Origin of the sequence: Geobacillus zalihae (assembly GCF_030414215.1) — a bacterium.
Lineage (GTDB): Bacteria > Bacillota > Bacilli > Bacillales > Anoxybacillaceae > Geobacillus > Geobacillus zalihae.
Window position 1 is genome coordinate 280001 of sequence record NZ_CP129217.1, and the last position, 17692, is coordinate 297692.

Consider the following 17692-nt stretch of genomic DNA (forward strand, 5'->3'; position numbering starts at 1 on the left):
TTCAAAGGAGCTACTTTGCATCTGCGTCTTCTAGCAGATTCGAGGAAGTGGGATTCCTCGATGCAAGACTGCAGAGAAGTGAATTCAAGAAGTAGTCTCGTTTGCGTCTGCGTCTACAAGCGGATTCGGAGAAGCCGAATTCCTCGACGCAAACCAGCGAAGAAGCAGGTTCAAGGCAGCAACTTCGTTCCTTGAAAACTAGATAACCGGAAAAGCAAAGGAAGAAGCCGAGAGCGCAATAGGTTAAGCTAGAAAGGGCGCACGGTGAATGCCTTGGCACTAGGAGCCGATGAAGGACGGGGCAAACGCCGAAACGCTCCGGGGAGCTGTAAGCAAGCGTTGATCCGGAGATGTCCGAATGGGGGAACCCACTGTCCGTAATGGGGCAGTATCCATGCCTGAATCCATAGGGCATGGAGGGCACACCCGGGGAACTGAAACATCTTAGTACCCGGAGGAGAAGAAAGCAACCGCGATTCCCCAAGTAGCGGCGAGCGAAACGGGAACAGCCCAAACCAAGAGGCATGTCCTCTTGGGGTTGTAGGACCGCTCACGATGGGAGTGAGAAAGGGACGGGGTAGACGAACCGGTCTGGAACGGCCGGCCAGAGAAGGTGAGAGCCCTGTAGTCGAAACTTCGTTCCCTCCCGAGCGGATCCTGAGTACGGCGGGACACGGGAAATCCCGTCGGAAGCAGGGAGGACCATCTCCCAAGGCTAAATACTCCCTAGTGACCGATAGTGCACCAGTACCGTGAGGGAAAGGTGAAAAGCACCCCGGGAGGGGAGTGAAAGAGAACCTGAAACCGTGTGCCTACAAGTAGTCAGAGCCCGTTGATGGGTGATGGCGTGCCTTTTGTAGAATGAACCGGCGAGTGACGATGGCGTGCGAGGTTAAGCCGAAGAGGCGGAGCCGCAGCGAAAGCGAGTCTGAACAGGGCGTGTGAGTACGTCGTCGTCGACCCGAAACCAGGTGATCTACCCATGTCCAGGGTGAAGGCCGGGTAACACCGGCTGGAGGCCCGAACCCACGCACGTTGAAAAGTGCGGGGATGAGGTGTGGGTAGGGGTGAAATGCCAATCGAACTTGGAGATAGCTGGTTCTCCCCGAAATAGCTTTAGGGCTAGCCTCGGGTTTAGGAGTCTTGGAGGTAGAGCACTGATTGGGCTAGGGGCCCAAACCGGGTTACCGAACCCAGTCAAACTCCGAATGCCAATGACTTATGCCCGGGAGTCAGACTGCGAGTGATAAGATCCGTGGTCGAGAGGGGAACAGCCCAGACCGCCAGCTAAGGCCCCGAAGTGCACGTTCAGTGGAAAAGGATGTGGAGTTGCAAAGACAACCAGGATGTTGGCTTAGAAGCAGCCACCATTTAAAGAGTGCGTAATAGCTCACTGGTCGAGTGACTCTGCGCCGAAAATGTACCGGGGCTAAACGTGCCGCCGAAGCTGCGGGATGACCGTTGGTCATCGGTAGGGGAGCGTTCTAAGGGCAGAGAAGCCAGACCGGAAGGACTGGTGGAGCGCTTAGAAGTGAGAATGCCGGTATGAGTAGCGAAAACAGAGGTGAGAATCCTCTGCGCCGAAAGCCTAAGGGTTCCTGAGGAAGGTTCGTCCGCTCAGGGTTAGTCGGGACCTAAGCCGAGGCCGAAAGGCGTAGGTGATGGACAACAGGTTGAGATTCCTGTACCACCTTCTTCCCGTTTGAGCGATGGGGGGACGCAGGAGGATAGGGCGAGCAGGCGGATGGAAGAGCCTGTCCAAGCCGTGAGGCTGATCCGCAGGCAAATCCGCGGATCATAAGGCCAAGCGGTGACGGCGACGGAGTGATCCGGAAGTCCCCGATTTCACACTGCCAAGAAAAGCCTCTAGCGAGGGAAGAGGTGCCCGTACCGCAAACCGACACAGGTAGGCGAGGAGAGAATCCTAAGGCGCGCGGGAGAACTCTCGTTAAGGAACTCGGCAAAATGACCCCGTAACTTCGGGAGAAGGGGTGCTCTTTGGGGTGAAGAGCCCTGAAGAGCCGCAGTGAAAAGGCCCAAGCGACTGTTTATCAAAAACACAGGTCTCTGCGAAGCCGAAAGGCGACGTATAGGGGCTGACACCTGCCCGGTGCTGGAAGGTTAAGGGGAGCGCTTAGCGGAAGCGAAGGTGCGAACCGAAGCCCCAGTAAACGGCGGCCGTAACTATAACGGTCCTAAGGTAGCGAAATTCCTTGTCGGGTAAGTTCCGACCCGCACGAAAGGTGTAACGACTTGGGCGCTGTCTCAACGAGAGACCCGGTGAAATTATACTACCTGTGAAGATGCAGGTTACCCGCGACAGGACGGAAAGACCCCGTGGAGCTTTACTGCAGCCTGATATGGAATTTTGGTATCGCTTGTACAGGATAGGTGGGAGCCTGGGAAGCCGGAGCGCCAGCTTCGGTGGAGGCGGCGGTGGGATACCACCCTGGCGGTATTGAAATTCTAACCCGCACCCCTTAACGGGGTGGGAGACAGTGTCAGGTGGGCAGTTTGACTGGGGCGGTCGCCTCCCAAAAGGTAACGGAGGCGCCCAAAGGTTCCCTCAGAATGGTTGGAAATCATTCGGAGAGTGCAAAGGCACAAGGGAGCTTGACTGCGAGACGGACAGGTCGAGCAGGGACGAAAGTCGGGCTTAGTGATCCGGTGGTTCCGCATGGAAGGGCCATCGCTCAACGGATAAAAGCTACCCCGGGGATAACAGGCTGATCTCCCCCAAGAGTCCACATCGACGGGGAGGTTTGGCACCTCGATGTCGGCTCATCGCATCCTGGGGCTGTAGTCGGTCCCAAGGGTTGGGCTGTTCGCCCATTAAAGCGGTACGCGAGCTGGGTTCAGAACGTCGTGAGACAGTTCGGTCCCTATCCGTCGCGGGCGGAGGAAATTTGAGAGGAGCTGTCCTTAGTACGAGAGGACCGGGATGGACGCACCGCTGGTGTACCAGTTGTCCCGCCAGGGGCACCGCTGGGTAGCTATGTGCGGACGGGATAAGCGCTGAAAGCATCTAAGCGTGAAGCCCCCCTCAAGATGAGATTTCCCACCGCGTCAGGCGGGTAAGATCCCTCGAAGATGACGAGGTCGATAGGTCCGAGGTGGAAGCGTGGCGACACGTGGAGCTGACGGATACTAATCGATCGAGGGCTTAACCTAGAAAAGTGAAAGCGCCGCGTTTAGCTCTCGAAGCCAAATGTTCTTCACCCGCAGGGGTGCTTGCACCCCGAGGGGGAAGGTTATTTGGCAGAAGAGAGCTAGGCGCTGGAACTGGACAGCAAGAAAAGTGGAGGCCGCCCGCTTATCGGCGAGGTGCGCTGGAGGGCCTGCGAGGAGGCTGTCGCCGCCGCAGCAGGACCGAAGCGTCGCGAGCCGATGGCGGCCGGAACTAGACAGTGAAAAGCGCAGGCGAGCGGGTCGCCGCGACGGGCAAATGTTCTTCGCCTGCAGGGATGTTCACATCCCGAAGGCGAAGGTTATTTGACCCCGAGCGGCGGCGAGCCGGAGCTGGACAATGCGAAAAGCGCAGGCGAGCGGCTTCTTCCGACGGTTATCTAGTTTTGAAGGAATGAATTTCCTTCTTGACATTGTTTGTTTTTCAAGTATAATAAATGATGTCAAAATCCAACCGCTTGCCTAGTGGCTATGGCGGAGGGGAAACACCCGTTCCCATCCCGAACACGGAAGTTAAGCCCTCCAGCGCCGATGGTAGTTGGGGCCAGCGCCCCTGCAAGAGTAGGTCGCTGCTAGGCAGGCAAAAAAATGAGGGAGCTGAATGGTTCTCTCATTATTTTTGCCTAATGGGAAATGAGTCATTTTGAATGACGCCATTTTCAATCCTCTCCCCCAAAATGTAAAGCGTGATCATCGTTTCCTAGACCCCCTTTTTCATAAAAGCGATAGGAAACGGAAACTCGCGTAAGGGTGTCCTGTACGGCATGGACACCCTCTTTTTTTATTTTTTTCGGAAAGGCAGGTATCTCCTTTTTTGGACTCGTGGGGGAGATTATTCGCTTTTTTTGATGACAATTTTCTTTTTCGGCTCGTCAGGGATGAGTCGATGCAGGTGGATGAACAACAGGCCGTTATGGTATGTTGCTTCGATGCGGTCCTCTTTGACGGCGAACGGCAGTGGGATTGTTTTTTGGAATTGGCCTTGGAAAAGGCCTTCTTCTACTAGCTCAAACCCTTTGAAGTTTAGATTAATGGTTGCCTTCACTTCCAACGTTTTGTATGATACATACACTTCTGCATCTTCGATTTTTTCGAGCCCCGGGAGGCTGATGACAACGAGCAGCTCGTTGTCTTTTTTGTAAATGTTCATACCGGATGATGGCTTGTTCGATGACGGCAGCAACGGCTGGATGCTTCCCCAAAAATCATTTTGAAAAAATTGCTGCCAATGTTTTGTCCAATCGGAAAACGGCATAAATGGATTTTCGTTGGTCATAACGTCTCCCTCCTCCGCTCCTTCATCATATGCCGTCTTCTTCGTTTGGTGATTCAAAAAACACGAACATTTGCTTTGATGAAATACTAAATGTTCGATTTTTTCCTTGACACGCCGAAAAAAAACCTGCTACTATAAAGGTAACTTCATAGTGTATGAGAAGATCCCTCATATAATTTTGGGAATATGGCCCAAAAGTTTCTACCCAATCACCGTAAATGATTGGACTATGAGGGAAAGGATCGGTTTTGGCTTTTTTTCGATCAGCAACTGTCAAAGCCCGGAACGATGCTTTCCCTCGTTTACGGATGGGAACGCATGTTCTGGGTTTTGTTGTGCTAGCAAAAGGAGTGAAACGGTATGAGCCCGCTCGTTGGGGTGATCATGGGAAGCCATTCGGATTGGGAAACGATGAAACATGCTTGCGCCATTTTGGAGGAATTGGGTGTTCCGTTTGAGAAAAAAGTCGTATCGGCGCACCGGACGCCGGATGAGATGTTTCGGTATGCGGAGACAGCCGAGGAGCGCGGCATCCGCGTGATCATTGCCGGCGCTGGCGGGGCGGCTCATTTGCCGGGGATGATCGCGGCGAAAACGACGCTGCCGGTGATTGGGGTGCCCGTGCAGTCAAAAGCATTGAATGGACTTGACTCGTTATTGTCGATTGTGCAAATGCCAGGCGGGGTGCCGGTAGCGACGGTGGCGATCGGCAAGGCGGGGGCGACCAACGCCGGACTGCTCGCCGCATCGATTCTTGGACTGCTTGAGCCACGCTATATGGAGGCGCTCAAAGCTCGGCGGGAAGCGATTCGCAAACAAATCGTAGAAAGCAGTGATCAATTTGACTAAGCAACGGATCGTTCCTGGGCAGACGATCGGCATCATCGGCGGGGGGCAGCTCGGGCGGATGATGGCTTTGGCGGCGCGCGAGATGGGTTTTCGCATTGCCGTGCTCGACCCAACGCCTGACTCCCCGTGCGGGCAAGTGGCCGATGTGGAGATTACGGCGCCTTATCATGATTTGGACGCCATCGCTGAACTGGCCTGCGTGAGCGATGTCATTACGTACGAATTTGAAAATATCGATGCGCGAGCGCTTGAGTGGCTGGAGGCAAACGCCTATGTCCCGCAAGGAAGCCGACTGCTGGCGGTGACACAAGACCGGGCGTTGGAGAAAGCGGCGATTGTGGAGGCCGGGTTGCCGGTGGCGCCGTATAGGGAAGTGGACGGATGGGATGAGTTGGAACAGGCCGTTGCCATGATCGGCTTTCCGTGCGTCTTGAAAACGCGGCGCGGCGGCTACGACGGCAAAGGGCAATATGTGCTGCGCGGCGAAGGCGATCTAGCCAAAGCGGCTGATTTGCTTGGGCTTGGCCCATGCATTTTGGAAGGCTGGGTGCCGTTTGTGAAGGAAATGTCGGTCATTGTCGCCCGCAACCTCGATGGTGAGACGGCTGTTTTTCCAGTGGCGGAAAATGTTCATGTCGAGAACATTTTGCATCAAACGATCGTTCCGGCCCGAATTCCGGAAAGCGTGCAAGAGCGGGCCATTCGCTACGCGGAAGTGTTGGCCGCATCGTTTTCGCTCGTTGGGACGCTGGCGGTGGAAATGTTTTTGACTGCGGACGGGGATATTTATATTAATGAGCTGGCCCCTAGACCGCACAACTCCGGACATTATACAATCAATGCATGCGCGACGTCGCAGTTTGCCCAGCACATCCGCGCTGTTTGCAACTGGCCGCTCGGATCGACCGAATTGTTGAAGCCGGCGGTGATGGTCAATATTTTAGGCGAGCACGTCGAGCCGGTCATTCGGCATATCGGTGCGTTCGACGGGGGGACCTACGTCCATCTGTACGGCAAACACGAAGCGAAGCCGAAGCGGAAAATGGGGCATGTGACGGTGCTGGCAGACGATGTCGAGGCGGCGTTGGCGCGAATCGAATCGTGGCAAATTTGGCATGATCGGAGGCTGGAACGAGGATGATTGAACGTTACACAAGACCGGAAATGGGAGCGATTTGGACCGAGGAAAACCGCTTTAAGGCATGGCTTGAGGTGGAACTGCTCGCGTGCGAGGCGTGGGCCGAGCTTGGCGTCATCCCAAAAGAAGATGTCCGCCGCCTGCGTGAAAACGCGTCGTTTGACGTCAACCGCATTAAGGAAATCGAAGAAGAAACGCGCCACGATGTCGTCGCCTTCACCCGCGCCGTTTCTGAGACGCTTGGGGAAGAACGAAAATGGGTGCATTATGGTCTCACGTCGACCGATGTTGTCGATACGGCGCTCGGCTACTTGTTAAAGCAGGCGAACGCGATTTTGCGGCGTGATTTGGAAAACTTCATTCAAGTGCTGAAAGAGAAAGCGCGCGAACATAAATACACGGTCATGATGGGGCGCACGCACGGCGTTCATGCCGAACCGACGACGTTCGGGCTGAAGCTGGCGCTTTGGTATGCCGAGATGGTACGGAACTTGGAGCGGTTTGAACAAGCAGCCAAGATGGTGGAAGTAGGGAAAATTTCCGGCGCAGTCGGCACGTACGCCAACGTGGATCCGTTTGTGGAGCAGTATGTTTGTGAAAAACTCGGCTTGACGCCGGCGCCGATTTCGACGCAGACGCTGCAGCGCGACCGCCACGCTTACTATATGGCGACATTGGCCTTAATTGCGACATCGATTGAAAAATTTGCCGTCGAGATTCGCGGCTTGCAAAAAAGCGAAGTCCGCGAAGTCGAAGAGTTTTTTGCCAAAGGACAAAAAGGCTCATCAGCGATGCCGCATAAGCGCAATCCGATCGGTTCGGAAAACATGACCGGCATGGCGCGCGTCATCCGCGGGTATATGGTGACAGCGTACGAAAACGTGCCGCTTTGGCATGAACGCGACATTTCCCATTCGTCGGCCGAGCGCATCATTTTGCCGGATGCGACGATTGCGTTGAATTATATGTTGAACCGATTCGCGAATATCGTGAAACATTTGCTTGTGTACCCGGAAAACATGAAAAAAAATATGGAGCGCACGTTCGGGCTCATTTATTCACAGCGAGTCTTGCTTGCCTTGATCGACAAGGGGATGACGCGCGAGGAGGCGTACGATTTGGTGCAGCCGAAAGCGATGGAAGCGTGGGAGAGACAAGTGCCGTTCCGCTCGCTTCTTGAAGCGGATGAGCGGATCATGAGCCGGCTGACGAAAGAGGAACTCGATGATTGTTTTGATTATCGTCATCATTTGAAACATGTCGATACGATTTTTGCCCGCTTAGGGTTGGAGTGAGCGGCTGCCGGCTGGTCGAAGCCGGCCGGCTATACAAAAGATTTTCAATCTTCTGGATAAACGGAGGCGTTGATCGTGCCGACGAAACAACAGCTGTTATATGAAGGGAAAGCGAAAAAAATTTACGCGACTGACGAGCCAGATGTGCTTTGGGTCGAGTACAAAGACAGCGCAACGGCGTTTAACGGCGAAAAAAAGGCGACGATCGCCGGCAAGGGGCGGCTCAATAACGAGATTTCCAGCTTGTTGTTTTTGAAGCTGCGCGAAGCAGGCATTGCCAATCATTTTATTGAAAAGCTGTCGCCAACGGAACAATTGGTCCGGCGCGTGACGATCATCCCGCTTGAAGTCGTTGTCCGCAATGTGGTAGCGGGAAGTTTAGCCAAGCGGATCGGTCTAGAGGAAGGGACGCCGCTTGAGGCGCCGCTTGTTGAGTTTTATTACAAAAACGACGACCTTGGCGACCCGTTGTTGTTGGAAGATCATATCTTCATTTTAAAACTCGCCAGCCGCGAGGAAATCGCCGCGCTGAAGCAGGCCGCGCTGGCGGTGAATGACGTGCTGCGCCTCCATTTTGCCGAGCGGAACGTGCGGTTGATTGATTTTAAGCTTGAGTTCGGCCGTACAGCAGACGGAGCCATCCTCTTGGCGGATGAGATTTCACCGGACACGTGCCGGTTATGGGACGCAAAGACGAACGAAAAGCTCGACAAAGACGTGTTCCGCCGCGACTTGGGCAGTTTGACGGACGCATACGAAGTCATTTTACAACGGTTAGGGGGAGAATCGGCATGTACAAAGTAAAAGTGTATGTCACGTTGCGAGAGAGTGTGTTGGATCCGCAAGGGATCGCTGTAAAAGGGGCGCTGCACAGCTTATCGTATACGGAAGTGAAAGATGTACGAATCGGGAAGTTTATGGAGCTCGTGATTGAAGAGAGCGACCGCGACATCAACGAGCTCGTTCGCGAGATGTGTGAAAAACTGCTTGCCAACCCGGTGATTGAAGACTACCGCTATGAAATCGAGGAGGCCGTCGCCCGATGAAGTTTGCCGTCGTTGTGTTTCCGGGATCGAATTGCGATGTCGATATGTATCATGCGATCGCCGATGAACTTGGCGAAGAGGTCGAATACGTTTGGCATGACGAGGACGATCTAGACCGTTTTGACGCCATTTTGCTTCCAGGCGGCTTTTCGTACGGCGATTACTTGCGTTCGGGGGCGATCGCCCGCTTTTCGAAAGTAATGGCTGCCGTCAAACAGGCAGCTGACGCCGGAAAACCGGTGCTTGGCGTGTGCAACGGGTTTCAAATTTTGCTCGAAGCCGGCTTGCTTCCTGGGGCGATGCGCCGCAATCAAGGGTTGAAATTCATCTGCCGGCCGGTCCAGCTGACGGTGGAAAATCATGAAACGATGTTTACGTCTGCCTACGAAAAAGGCGAAGTCATTACAATTCCAATCGCCCATGGCGAAGGGAATTATTATTGCGATGAACAGACGCTCGAGCGCCTTGTCAAGAACCGGCAAATCGTGTTCCGTTACCATGGAGAAAATCCGAACGGCAGCTTGGCGGATATTGCCGGCATCGTCAATGAACGGGGCAATGTGCTCGGCATGATGCCGCATCCGGAGCGGGCGGTCGACGCCTTGCTCGGCAGCGCGGACGGATTGAAACTATTCCGATCGATCGTCAACTATTGGAGGGAGACGCATGTCGTTACTGCTTGAGCCGAGCGCGGCGATGATCAAAGAACAAAAGTTGTACCGTGAGATGGGGTTAACAGATGAAGAGTTTGCGCGCATTGAAGCGATTTTGGGGAGGCTGCCGAACTACACGGAAACCGGCATTTTTGCCGTCATGTGGTCGGAGCATTGCAGCTACAAAAACTCGAAGCCGGTGCTGAAAAAATTCCCGACTGATGGTCCGCACGTGCTGCAAGGGCCGGGTGAGGGTGCGGGCATTGTCGATATTGGGGACGGGCTGGCGGTGGCGTTTAAAATCGAAAGCCATAACCATCCGTCAGCGATCGAGCCGTATCAAGGGGCGGCGACCGGGGTCGGCGGCATCATCCGCGACGTCTTTTCGATGGGGGCGCGGCCGATCGCGCTTTTGAACTCGCTTCGGTTTGGCGAACTGACGTCGCCGCGCGTCAAATATTTGTTTGAGCAGGTCGTCGCTGGCATTGCCGGGTACGGCAACTGCGTCGGCATCCCAACTGTCGGCGGCGAGGTGCAGTTCGACCCGGCGTATGAAGGCAACCCATTGGTCAACGCCATGTGCGTCGGGATCATCCGCCATGAGGACATTCAGCGCGGCGTGGCGACCGGGGTCGGCAACACGGTCATGTACGTCGGGGCGAAAACGGGCCGCGACGGCATCCACGGGGCGACGTTTGCTTCGGAAGAGTTGAGCGAACAGTCGGAAGCAAAGCGTCCCGCCGTGCAAGTCGGCGACCCGTTTATGGAAAAACTGCTGCTTGAGGCGTGTCTTGAAGCAGTCAAGTCCGATGCGTTAGTCGGCATTCAAGATATGGGGGCGGCAGGACTCACGAGTTCATCCGCCGAGATGGCAAGCAAAGGCGGATTTGGCATTGAAATGAATTTGGATCTCGTCCCGCAGCGTGAGGCAGGCATGACGCCGTATGAAATGATGCTGTCCGAATCGCAGGAACGGATGTTGCTTGTTGTCAAGCAAGGTTGTGAAGACGAAATCGCCGCGATTTTTGCCAAATACGGCCTAGAGGCCAAAGCAATCGGCAAAGTGACCGATGACAAAATGCTCCGCCTCTTGTTCCGAGGCGAGGTGGCGGCGGAAATTCCGGTGGACGCCTTGGCGAAAGACGCGCCGGTGTATCATAAACCGTCTGCCGAGCCGGCTTATTACCGCGAGTTTCAAGCGATGCCGCCGTATACTCCGCACATCGAAGACTACAACCAAACATTGCTCGGGCTGCTCGCCCAGCCGACGATTGCGAGCAAAGAATGGGTGTACGACCAGTACGACTATATGGTGCGGACGAATACGGTCGTCGCCCCGGGATCGGACGCGGCGGTCGTGCGCATCCGCGGCACGAACAAGGCGCTCGCGCTGACGACGGATTGCAACTCGCGCTACTTGTATTTGGATCCGGAAACGGGCGGGAAAATCGCCGTCGCCGAGGCGGCGCGCAATGTCGTCTGCTCCGGAGCGAAGCCGCTCGCCATTACGGACTGCCTCAACTTTGGCAGCCCGGAAAAGCCGGAGATTTTCTGGCAGCTCGAAAAAGCAGTCGACGGGATGAGCGAAGCGTGCCGGGCGCTCGGGACGCCGGTCGTGAGCGGCAACGTCTCGCTGTACAATGAAACGAACGGCGAGGCCGTGTACCCAACCCCGGTCGTTGGCATGGTCGGTCTCATTGATGATCTTTCCCATATTACGACTCAGTCGTTTAAGCAAGCGGGCGACCTCATTTACGTGATCGGCGAGGCGAAGCCGGAGTTTGGCGGCAGCGAGTTGCAAAAATGGCTGGAAGGCCGCATTTTTGGAAAAGCACCGGAGATTGACTTAGAGGTGGAAGCAAGCCGCCAGCGCCAGCTGCTTGCAGCGATCCGCGCGGGGGTGGTGGCGTCAGCGCATGATATTGCCGAAGGAGGATTAGCCGTTGCGCTTGCTGAGTGTGTCATGGGTGCCTCGGGGCTTGGCGCCAAGGTGACGATCGGCGGTGACCTCGTCAGTGAACTGTTCAGCGAAACGCAATCACGCTTTGTTGTCTCGGTGAAAAAAGAGCAAAAAGAGGCGTTTGAGCAACTGGTTGAAGCGAAACAAATCGGCGAAGTGACAGACGATGGCGCATTCGTGGTGAACGGGGAGCACGGTGAGACGCTCATTCACCTTTCCGTTGCCAAGATGCGAAATGTCTGGAAAGGGGCTATTCCATGCTTGCTGAAATCAAAGGATTGAACGAGGAGTGCGGCATTTTCGGCATTTGGGGGCATGAAGACGCCGCCCGGCTCACATACTACGGGCTTCACAGCCTGCAGCACCGTGGGCAGGAAGGGGCCGGCATCGTGGCGGCGCATAACGGGAGCTTATCCGGTCATAAAGGGCTGGGGCTGGTGACGGACGTGTTTCAAAGCGGCACGCTCGATGCACTCAAAGGGGCGGCGGCCATCGGTCATGTCCGCTATTCGACGGCGGGTGGGGGCGGCTATGAAAACGTGCAGCCGCTCTTGTTCCGCTCGCAAACCGGCGCGATGGCGTTGGCCCATAACGGCAACTTGACAAACGCCATCGAGTTGAAGCTCGCGCTTGAAGGACAAGGAAGCATTTTTCAGACGACATCGGATACGGAAGTGTTCGCCCATCTCATCCGCCGCAGCCAAGCGCCGACGTTTGTCGAGCAAATGAAAGAGGCGCTCAGTCAGATCGAAGGGGCGTTTGCGTTTTTGCTGCTGACGGAAAAGGCGCTCTATGCGGCGCTTGATCCGCACGGGTTTCGGCCGCTGTCGCTCGGCCGGCTCGGCTCGGCGTATGTCGTGGCGTCGGAAACGTGCGCGTTTGACGTCATCGGCGCCACATACGAGCGGGAAGTGGCGCCTGGGGAATTGCTCATCATCAGCCGCGAAGGGGTGCGTTCAGAACGGTTCGCTTCTAGGCAGCCGCGGTCGATTTGCAGCATGGAGTACATTTATTTCGCTCGTCCGGACAGCCATGTCGATGGCATCAACGTCCATACGGCCCGCAAAAATTTAGGAAAACGGCTGGCGCTCGAGGCTCCGGCCGACGCTGACATCGTCACCGGCGTGCCGGACTCAAGCATCTCCGTTGCCATCGGCTATGCTGAGGCGAGCGGCATTCCATACGAATTGGGGTTGATTAAAAACCGATATGTCGGGCGGACGTTCATCCAGCCGTCGCAGGCGTTGCGCGAGCAAGGAGTGAAAATGAAGCTGTCGCCGGTGCGCGGGGTTGTGGCCGGCAAACGGGTTGTGATGGTCGACGATTCAATCGTGCGCGGGACGACGAGCCGGCGCATCGTCTCGATGCTCCGCGAAGCGGGAGCGGTCGAAGTGCACGTGCGCATCAGCGCGCCGCCGATCACCCATCCTTGCTTTTACGGCATTGATACGTCGTCAAAGGAAGAATTGATCGCGGCGAATCGCACTGTTGAAGAGATTCGGCGCTTGATTGGCGCTGATTCCCTCGCCTTTATCAGCCAGGAAGGGATGCTTGAGGCCATCGGGCGTCCGGACGTCTCGCCAGAGCGCGGGCAATGTTTGGCGTGTTTCACTGGCCAATATCCGACCCGTCTCGGTCAAACGGCGCGGCCATGTCTGACGATGAAATGATGGAGGAAGTATAACCGGTGCAGCTGACGAGTGTGGTGGCGCGTTTCCACGAGAGAAACGCTGCGCAACAAGAGCGTCGCCTGGCGTCCTGAGCGTGATGGGCGGCGAAAAGGAGGAGTTGACGTGGCAAAGGCATACAAACAAGCAGGGGTCGACATCGAGGCTGGTTATCAGGCCGTCGCCCTCATGAAAGAGCACGTGCAAAAAACGATGCGTCCCGAAGTGCTGGGTGGGATCGGCGGGTTTGGCGGCTTGTTTGATCTATCCGCGCTTGGTTACCGCCAGCCGGTGCTTGTCTCCGGCACGGACGGTGTCGGAACGAAGTTGAAACTAGCGTTTTTGCTTGACCGGCATGATACGATCGGCATCGACTGTGTCGCTATGTGTGTCAACGATATTATTGTCCAAGGGGCGGAGCCGCTCTTTTTCCTCGACTATATCGCTTGCGGCAAGGCGGTGCCGGAGAAAATCGCCGCCATCGTCAAAGGGGTGGCCGACGGCTGCGTCGAAGCCGGCTGCGCCTTGATCGGCGGGGAGACCGCGGAAATGCCAGGAATGTATGATGAAGATGAGTATGATTTGGCTGGGTTTGCGGTCGGCGTTGCGGAAAAAGAGCGACTCATAACCGGAGAGACGATTCAAGCGGGCGATGCGCTTGTCGGCCTGCCATCAAGCGGCCTTCACAGCAACGGCTATTCGCTTGTGCGCCGCATCGTGTTTGAACAAGCGAAATTGTCGCTTAATGAGATTTACGAGCCGCTTGATGTTCCGCTCGGCGAGGAGTTATTGAAGCCGACGCGCATTTATGCGAAACTGTTGCGCTCTGTGCGCGAGCGGTTTACGATCAAAGGGATGGCGCATATTACCGGCGGCGGGTTGATCGAAAACATTCCGCGCATGCTGCCGCCAGGAATCGGCGCGCGCATTCAGCTCGGTTCATGGCCGGTTTTGCCAATTTTTGACTTGTTGCGCCAAAAAGGCGAGCTTGAGGAAGAAGAGATGTTTTCCGTCTTTAATATGGGCATCGGCCTTGTGCTCGCTGTCAGTCCGGAAACGGCGGCGCCTCTTGTTGAGTGGCTTTCGGAACGAGGCGAACCGGCGTACATCATCGGCGAAGTGGCCGAAGGAGCGGGCGTGTCGTTTGCTGGAGGGGGCCGGGCATGAAGCGGCTGGCGGTGTTCGCCTCAGGAAGCGGCACGAACTTTCAAGCGATCGTCGACGCGGCCAAGCGCGGCGATTTGCCGGCTCGTGTGGCGCTTTTGGTCTGCGACCGCCCAGGTGCGAAAGTCATTGAACGAGCGGCGCGCGAAAACGTGCCGGCGTTTGTGTTTTCTCCAAAAGACTACCCGTCCAAAGCGGCGTTTGAGAGCGAGATTTTGCGTGAGCTAAAGGAACGCCAAATCGACTGGATTGCGTTGGCCGGCTATATGCGCTTGATCGGGCCGACTTTGCTTTCCGCCTATGAAGGGAAAATCGTCAACATCCATCCGTCGCTGTTGCCCGCGTTTCCGGGCAAGGATGCGATCGGCCAAGCGTATCGGGCTGGCGTTTTGGAAACAGGGGTCACCGTTCATTACGTTGATGAAGGGATGGACACCGGGCCGGTCATCGCCCAGCGCGTTGTTCCGATCGTGCCGGGCGAGCCGATCGAGGCGCTTGAGGCGCGCATCCATCAAGTCGAACACGAGCTGTACCCGACGGTGTTGCGCATGCTGCTAGGGGAAAAGGAACAACAGGAAGAAAGGATCGAGAACGATGGCAGTGAAACGAGCATTGATCAGCGTGTCCAATAAGGAAGGCATCATTCCGTTTGCGAAGCAGCTGGCTGAACTTGGCATTGATATCATTTCGACCGGTGGGACAAAACGAGCGCTTGAAGACGCCGGCGTTCCCGTCATTTCGATTTCCGATGTCACCGGCTTTCCGGAAATTTTGGACGGGCGCGTCAAAACATTGCATCCGGCCATTCACGGCGGCATTTTGGCGGTGCGCAGCGATGAGCGCCACCAAGCGGCGCTTAAAGAGCACGGCATTCGCCCGATCGATTTGGTCGTCGTCAACTTGTATCCGTTCCAACAAACGATCGCCAAACCGGATGTGACGCTCGCCGAGGCGATTGAAAACATCGATATCGGCGGCCCGACGATGGTGCGGGCGGCGGCGAAAAACTATGCTGATGTCGCGATTGTCGTCGATCCAGCCGACTATCCGATAGTGATTGAAGAACTGAAAATGACCGGTTCGATCCAAGTAAAAACGCGGCAACAACTGGCGGCGAAAGCGTTCCGCCATACGGCGGCGTATGACGCGATGATTGCGGAGTATTTGACAAACCTCACCGGAGAGAACTATCCGGAAACGCTCACGGTCACGTATACGAAAAAACAATCATTGCGCTATGGCGAGAATCCGCATCAATCGGCAGCGTTTTATGCCAAGCCGCTCGGTGCGGCGTTCTCGATTGCCAACGCGACACAGCTGCATGGCAAAGAGTTGTCGTACAACAACATTAACGACGCCAATGCGGCGATCAACCTCATTCGCGAATTTCAAGAGCCGGCTGTGGCCGCCATCAAACATATGAACCCGTGCGGCGTCGGCGTCGGCGCGACGCTTCTTGAGGCGTTTACGAAAGCGTACGAAGCCGATCCAGTCTCGATTTTCGGCGGCATTATTGCGGTCAACCGTGAAGTGGACAAAGAAACAGCCGAACGGATGCACGACATCTTTTTGGAAATCGTCATCGCTCCGTCATTCAGCGACGAGGCGCTTGCCATTTTGACGAAAAAGAAAAACATCCGTCTGTTGACGCTTGATTTTACCGCGCCGGACGTCAAGGAAAACATGCTCGTTTCCGTCAATGGCGGCTTGCTCGTCCAAGAGGCCGATACGTTCACGCTTGAAGACGCCGAATGGAATGTCGTAACGAAGCGCGAGCCGACCGAGGCTGAGCGCGAACAGCTTCGGTTTGCTTGGAAGGTTGTCAAACATGTGAAATCGAATGCGATTGTACTGGCCAAAAACGGGATGACGGTCGGCGTTGGCGCCGGGCAAATGAACCGGGTCGGCGCGGCCAAAATTGCGATTGAACAGGCTGGGGAACAGGCGGTTGGCGCCGTGTTGGCGTCCGATGCGTTCTTCCCGATGGACGATACGGTCGAGGCGGCGGCGAAAGCCGGCATTACCGCGATCATTCAGCCGGGCGGCTCGATTCGCGACGCCGACTCGATCCGCAAAGCGGATGAATACGGCATCGCCATGGTCTTCACCGGCGTGCGCCACTTTAAACATTAAGTGTGGCAAAGGAGAGGGAGACGATGAATGTACTGGTCATCGGACGAGGCGGGCGCGAGCACGCCATCGCCTGGAAAGCGGCGCAAAGCCCGCTTGTTGGCAAGCTGTATGTAGCGCCGGGAAACCCGGGCATCGCGGACGTGGCGGAACTGATTCCTATTGATGAGCTCGATATTGAGGCATTGGTGCAGTTTGCGAAACAACAGGCGATCGATTTGACGATCGTCGGGCCGGAAGCGCCGCTTGCTTCCGGCATTGTTGACCGTTTTATGGCCGAGGGGCTTCGCATTTTCGGCCCAAGCCAGAGGGCGGCGCTCATCGAAGGAAGCAAGGCGTTTGCCAAAGAGCTGATGAAGAAATACGGCATCCCAACGGCGGACCATGCGACCTTTACGTCATACGAAGAAGCGAAAGCGTACATTGAACAAAAAGGCGCGCCGATCGTCGTGAAAGCGGACGGATTGGCCGCCGGAAAAGGCGTCACCGTCGCCCAAACGGTGGAAGACGCGCTTGCCGCGGCGAAGGCAGCGCTTGTCGACGGACAATTCGGCACAGCCGGCAGTCAAGTTGTCATTGAGGAGTATTTAGAAGGGGAAGAATTTTCGTTTATGGCGTTCGTTAACGGCGAGAAGGTGTATCCGCTCTCCATCGCCCAAGACCATAAGCGGGCGTATGACGGAGACGAAGGACCGAACACCGGCGGCATGGGAGCCTACTCGCCGGTGCCGCAAATCTCGGCGGAGACGGTGGAAACAGCGCTGGAGACGATCTTGCGTCCGGCCGCCAAAGCGTTAGTGGCTGAAGGCCGGCCGTTTACCGGCGTGCTGTATGCCGGGCTGATCGAAACAGCAACGGGGCCGAAAGTGATCGAATTCAACGCCCGTTTTGGCGACCCAGAGGCACAAGTCGTGCTACCGCGGCTGAAGACCGATTTGGTGGAAGCGGTACTAGCGGTGATGGATGGAAAAGAGTTGGAGCTTGAATGGACGGACGAGGCGGTGCTTGGCGTCGTGCTGGCAGCGAAAGGTTACCCCGGCGCGTACGAGCGCGGGGCCGAAATCCGCGGGTTGGACCGAATTTCCCCTGATGCGTTGTTGTTCCATGCTGGCACCAAACGAGAAGGCGGCGCATGGTACACCAATGGCGGACGCGTTCTCCTGTTAGCGGCCAAAGGGGAGACGCTTGCCGAAGCGAAGGAAAGAGCGTACGAGCAATTGGCCGCGATCGACTGTGACGGTTTATTTTACCGCCGCGATATCGGCCGGCGCGCTATCGAACGCGCCTCCGCCGCATATACACGTATGAAAGGGCGATAATGCCGCCGA

13 protein-coding genes, 2 rRNA genes and 1 riboswitch are annotated in these 17692 nt (G+C 56.0%); of the genes, 14 read left to right on the top strand and 1 reads right to left on the bottom strand.

Annotated features, from left to right (window positions below; all coding sequences use genetic code 11):
* Positions 1-241: 241 nt before the first annotated feature.
* Positions 242-3171 (top strand): 23S ribosomal RNA (locus QWV57_RS01515).
* A 476-nt stretch (positions 3172-3647) separates the two neighbouring features.
* Positions 3648-3764 (top strand): 5S ribosomal RNA (gene rrf / locus QWV57_RS01520).
* 254 nt (positions 3765-4018) lie between these two features.
* Here the strand turns inward: rrf and QWV57_RS01525 are convergent.
* Entirely contained in the window at positions 4019-4462 is a 444-nt protein-coding gene (locus tag QWV57_RS01525; protein WP_081132875.1) for an Hsp20/alpha crystallin family protein, read from the bottom strand.
* Positions 4463-4610: 148 nt separating this feature from the next.
* Positions 4611-4712: riboswitch (purine riboswitch) on the top strand.
* Positions 4713-4822: 110 nt separating this feature from the next.
* Here QWV57_RS01525 and purE point away from each other — a divergent pair.
* The 12 genes from purE to purD all read left to right on the top strand — a co-directional run bounded on the left by purE (position 4823) and on the right by purD (position 17683).
* The gene (gene purE / locus QWV57_RS01530) at positions 4823-5311 is read left to right on the top strand and encodes a 5-(carboxyamino)imidazole ribonucleotide mutase (RefSeq protein ID WP_013144125.1); all 489 of its coding nucleotides are present in this window, start codon (positions 4823-4825) and stop codon (positions 5309-5311) included.
* Positions 5304-6452 carry a 5-(carboxyamino)imidazole ribonucleotide synthase gene (gene purK, locus QWV57_RS01535; protein WP_015373809.1) on the top strand — a complete coding sequence of 383 codons (1149 nt, stop codon included), beginning with the start codon at positions 5304-5306 and terminating at the stop codon, positions 6450-6452. Before purE ends, purK begins: the two co-directional genes overlap by 8 nt.
* Positions 6449-7744, top strand: coding sequence for an adenylosuccinate lyase (purB, locus tag QWV57_RS01540; protein WP_013144127.1), 1296 nt, complete (start codon positions 6449-6451; stop codon positions 7742-7744). Before purK ends, purB begins: the two co-directional genes overlap by 4 nt.
* A 75-nt stretch (positions 7745-7819) precedes the next feature.
* Positions 7820-8548: a phosphoribosylaminoimidazolesuccinocarboxamide synthase gene (gene purC, locus QWV57_RS01545; RefSeq protein WP_013522817.1), complete on the top strand. Its 729-nt coding sequence runs from the start codon at positions 7820-7822 to the stop codon at positions 8546-8548.
* Positions 8536-8790, top strand: a complete 255-nt coding sequence (gene purS, locus QWV57_RS01550; protein ID WP_013522818.1) for a phosphoribosylformylglycinamidine synthase subunit PurS — start codon at positions 8536-8538, stop codon at positions 8788-8790. Before purC ends, purS begins: the two co-directional genes overlap by 13 nt.
* Positions 8787-9473 carry a phosphoribosylformylglycinamidine synthase subunit PurQ gene (gene purQ / locus QWV57_RS01555; RefSeq protein ID WP_020756421.1) on the top strand — a complete coding sequence of 229 codons (687 nt, stop codon included), beginning with the start codon at positions 8787-8789 and terminating at the stop codon, positions 9471-9473. Before purS ends, purQ begins: the two co-directional genes overlap by 4 nt.
* Positions 9457-11685: a phosphoribosylformylglycinamidine synthase subunit PurL gene (purL, locus tag QWV57_RS01560; protein ID WP_301100196.1), complete on the top strand. Its 2229-nt coding sequence runs from the start codon at positions 9457-9459 to the stop codon at positions 11683-11685. The genes purQ and purL overlap by 17 nt, the downstream gene beginning before the upstream one ends.
* On the top strand, positions 11661-13073 hold the full coding sequence (gene purF / locus QWV57_RS01565; RefSeq protein WP_060788538.1) for an amidophosphoribosyltransferase: 1413 nt from the start codon (positions 11661-11663) through the stop codon (positions 13071-13073). The genes purL and purF overlap by 25 nt, the downstream gene beginning before the upstream one ends.
* A 123-nt stretch (positions 13074-13196) precedes the next feature.
* On the top strand, positions 13197-14237 hold the full coding sequence (purM, locus tag QWV57_RS01570; RefSeq protein ID WP_081132872.1) for a phosphoribosylformylglycinamidine cyclo-ligase: 1041 nt from the start codon (positions 13197-13199) through the stop codon (positions 14235-14237).
* Positions 14234-14866: a phosphoribosylglycinamide formyltransferase gene (purN, locus tag QWV57_RS01575; RefSeq protein ID WP_015373815.1), complete on the top strand. Its 633-nt coding sequence runs from the start codon at positions 14234-14236 to the stop codon at positions 14864-14866. Before purM ends, purN begins: the two co-directional genes overlap by 4 nt.
* Complete coding sequence (gene purH, locus QWV57_RS01580; RefSeq protein ID WP_060788540.1) at positions 14829-16367, top strand: bifunctional phosphoribosylaminoimidazolecarboxamide formyltransferase/IMP cyclohydrolase; 1539 nt, start codon at positions 14829-14831, stop codon at positions 16365-16367. The genes purN and purH overlap by 38 nt, the downstream gene beginning before the upstream one ends.
* 23 nt (positions 16368-16390) lie before the next feature.
* On the top strand, positions 16391-17683 hold the full coding sequence (gene purD, locus QWV57_RS01585; RefSeq protein WP_013522824.1) for a phosphoribosylamine--glycine ligase: 1293 nt from the start codon (positions 16391-16393) through the stop codon (positions 17681-17683).
* The last annotated feature ends 9 nt before the right edge of the window (positions 17684-17692 follow it).

Excerpts from the sequence above, each read along its gene's own strand:
- purF (WP_060788538.1), top strand. The coding sequence starts at position 11,661 with ATGCTTGCTGAAATCAAAGGATTGAACGAGGAGTGCGGCATTTTCGGC.
- purH (WP_060788540.1), top strand. The coding sequence starts at position 14,829 with ATGGCAGTGAAACGAGCATTGATCAGCGTGTCCAATAAGGAAGGCATC.
- purD (WP_013522824.1), top strand. The coding sequence starts at position 16,391 with ATGAATGTACTGGTCATCGGACGAGGCGGGCGCGAGCACGCCATCGCC.
- purL (WP_301100196.1), top strand. The coding sequence starts at position 9,457 with ATGTCGTTACTGCTTGAGCCGAGCGCGGCGATGATCAAAGAACAAAAG.
- purQ (WP_020756421.1), top strand. The coding sequence starts at position 8,787 with ATGAAGTTTGCCGTCGTTGTGTTTCCGGGATCGAATTGCGATGTCGAT.
- purS (WP_013522818.1), top strand. The coding sequence starts at position 8,536 with ATGTACAAAGTAAAAGTGTATGTCACGTTGCGAGAGAGTGTGTTGGAT.
- QWV57_RS01525 (WP_081132875.1), bottom strand. The coding sequence starts at position 4,462 with ATGACCAACGAAAATCCATTTATGCCGTTTTCCGATTGGACAAAACAT.
- purE (WP_013144125.1), top strand. The coding sequence starts at position 4,823 with ATGAGCCCGCTCGTTGGGGTGATCATGGGAAGCCATTCGGATTGGGAA.
- purB (WP_013144127.1), top strand. The coding sequence starts at position 6,449 with ATGATTGAACGTTACACAAGACCGGAAATGGGAGCGATTTGGACCGAG.
- purN (WP_015373815.1), top strand. The coding sequence starts at position 14,234 with ATGAAGCGGCTGGCGGTGTTCGCCTCAGGAAGCGGCACGAACTTTCAA.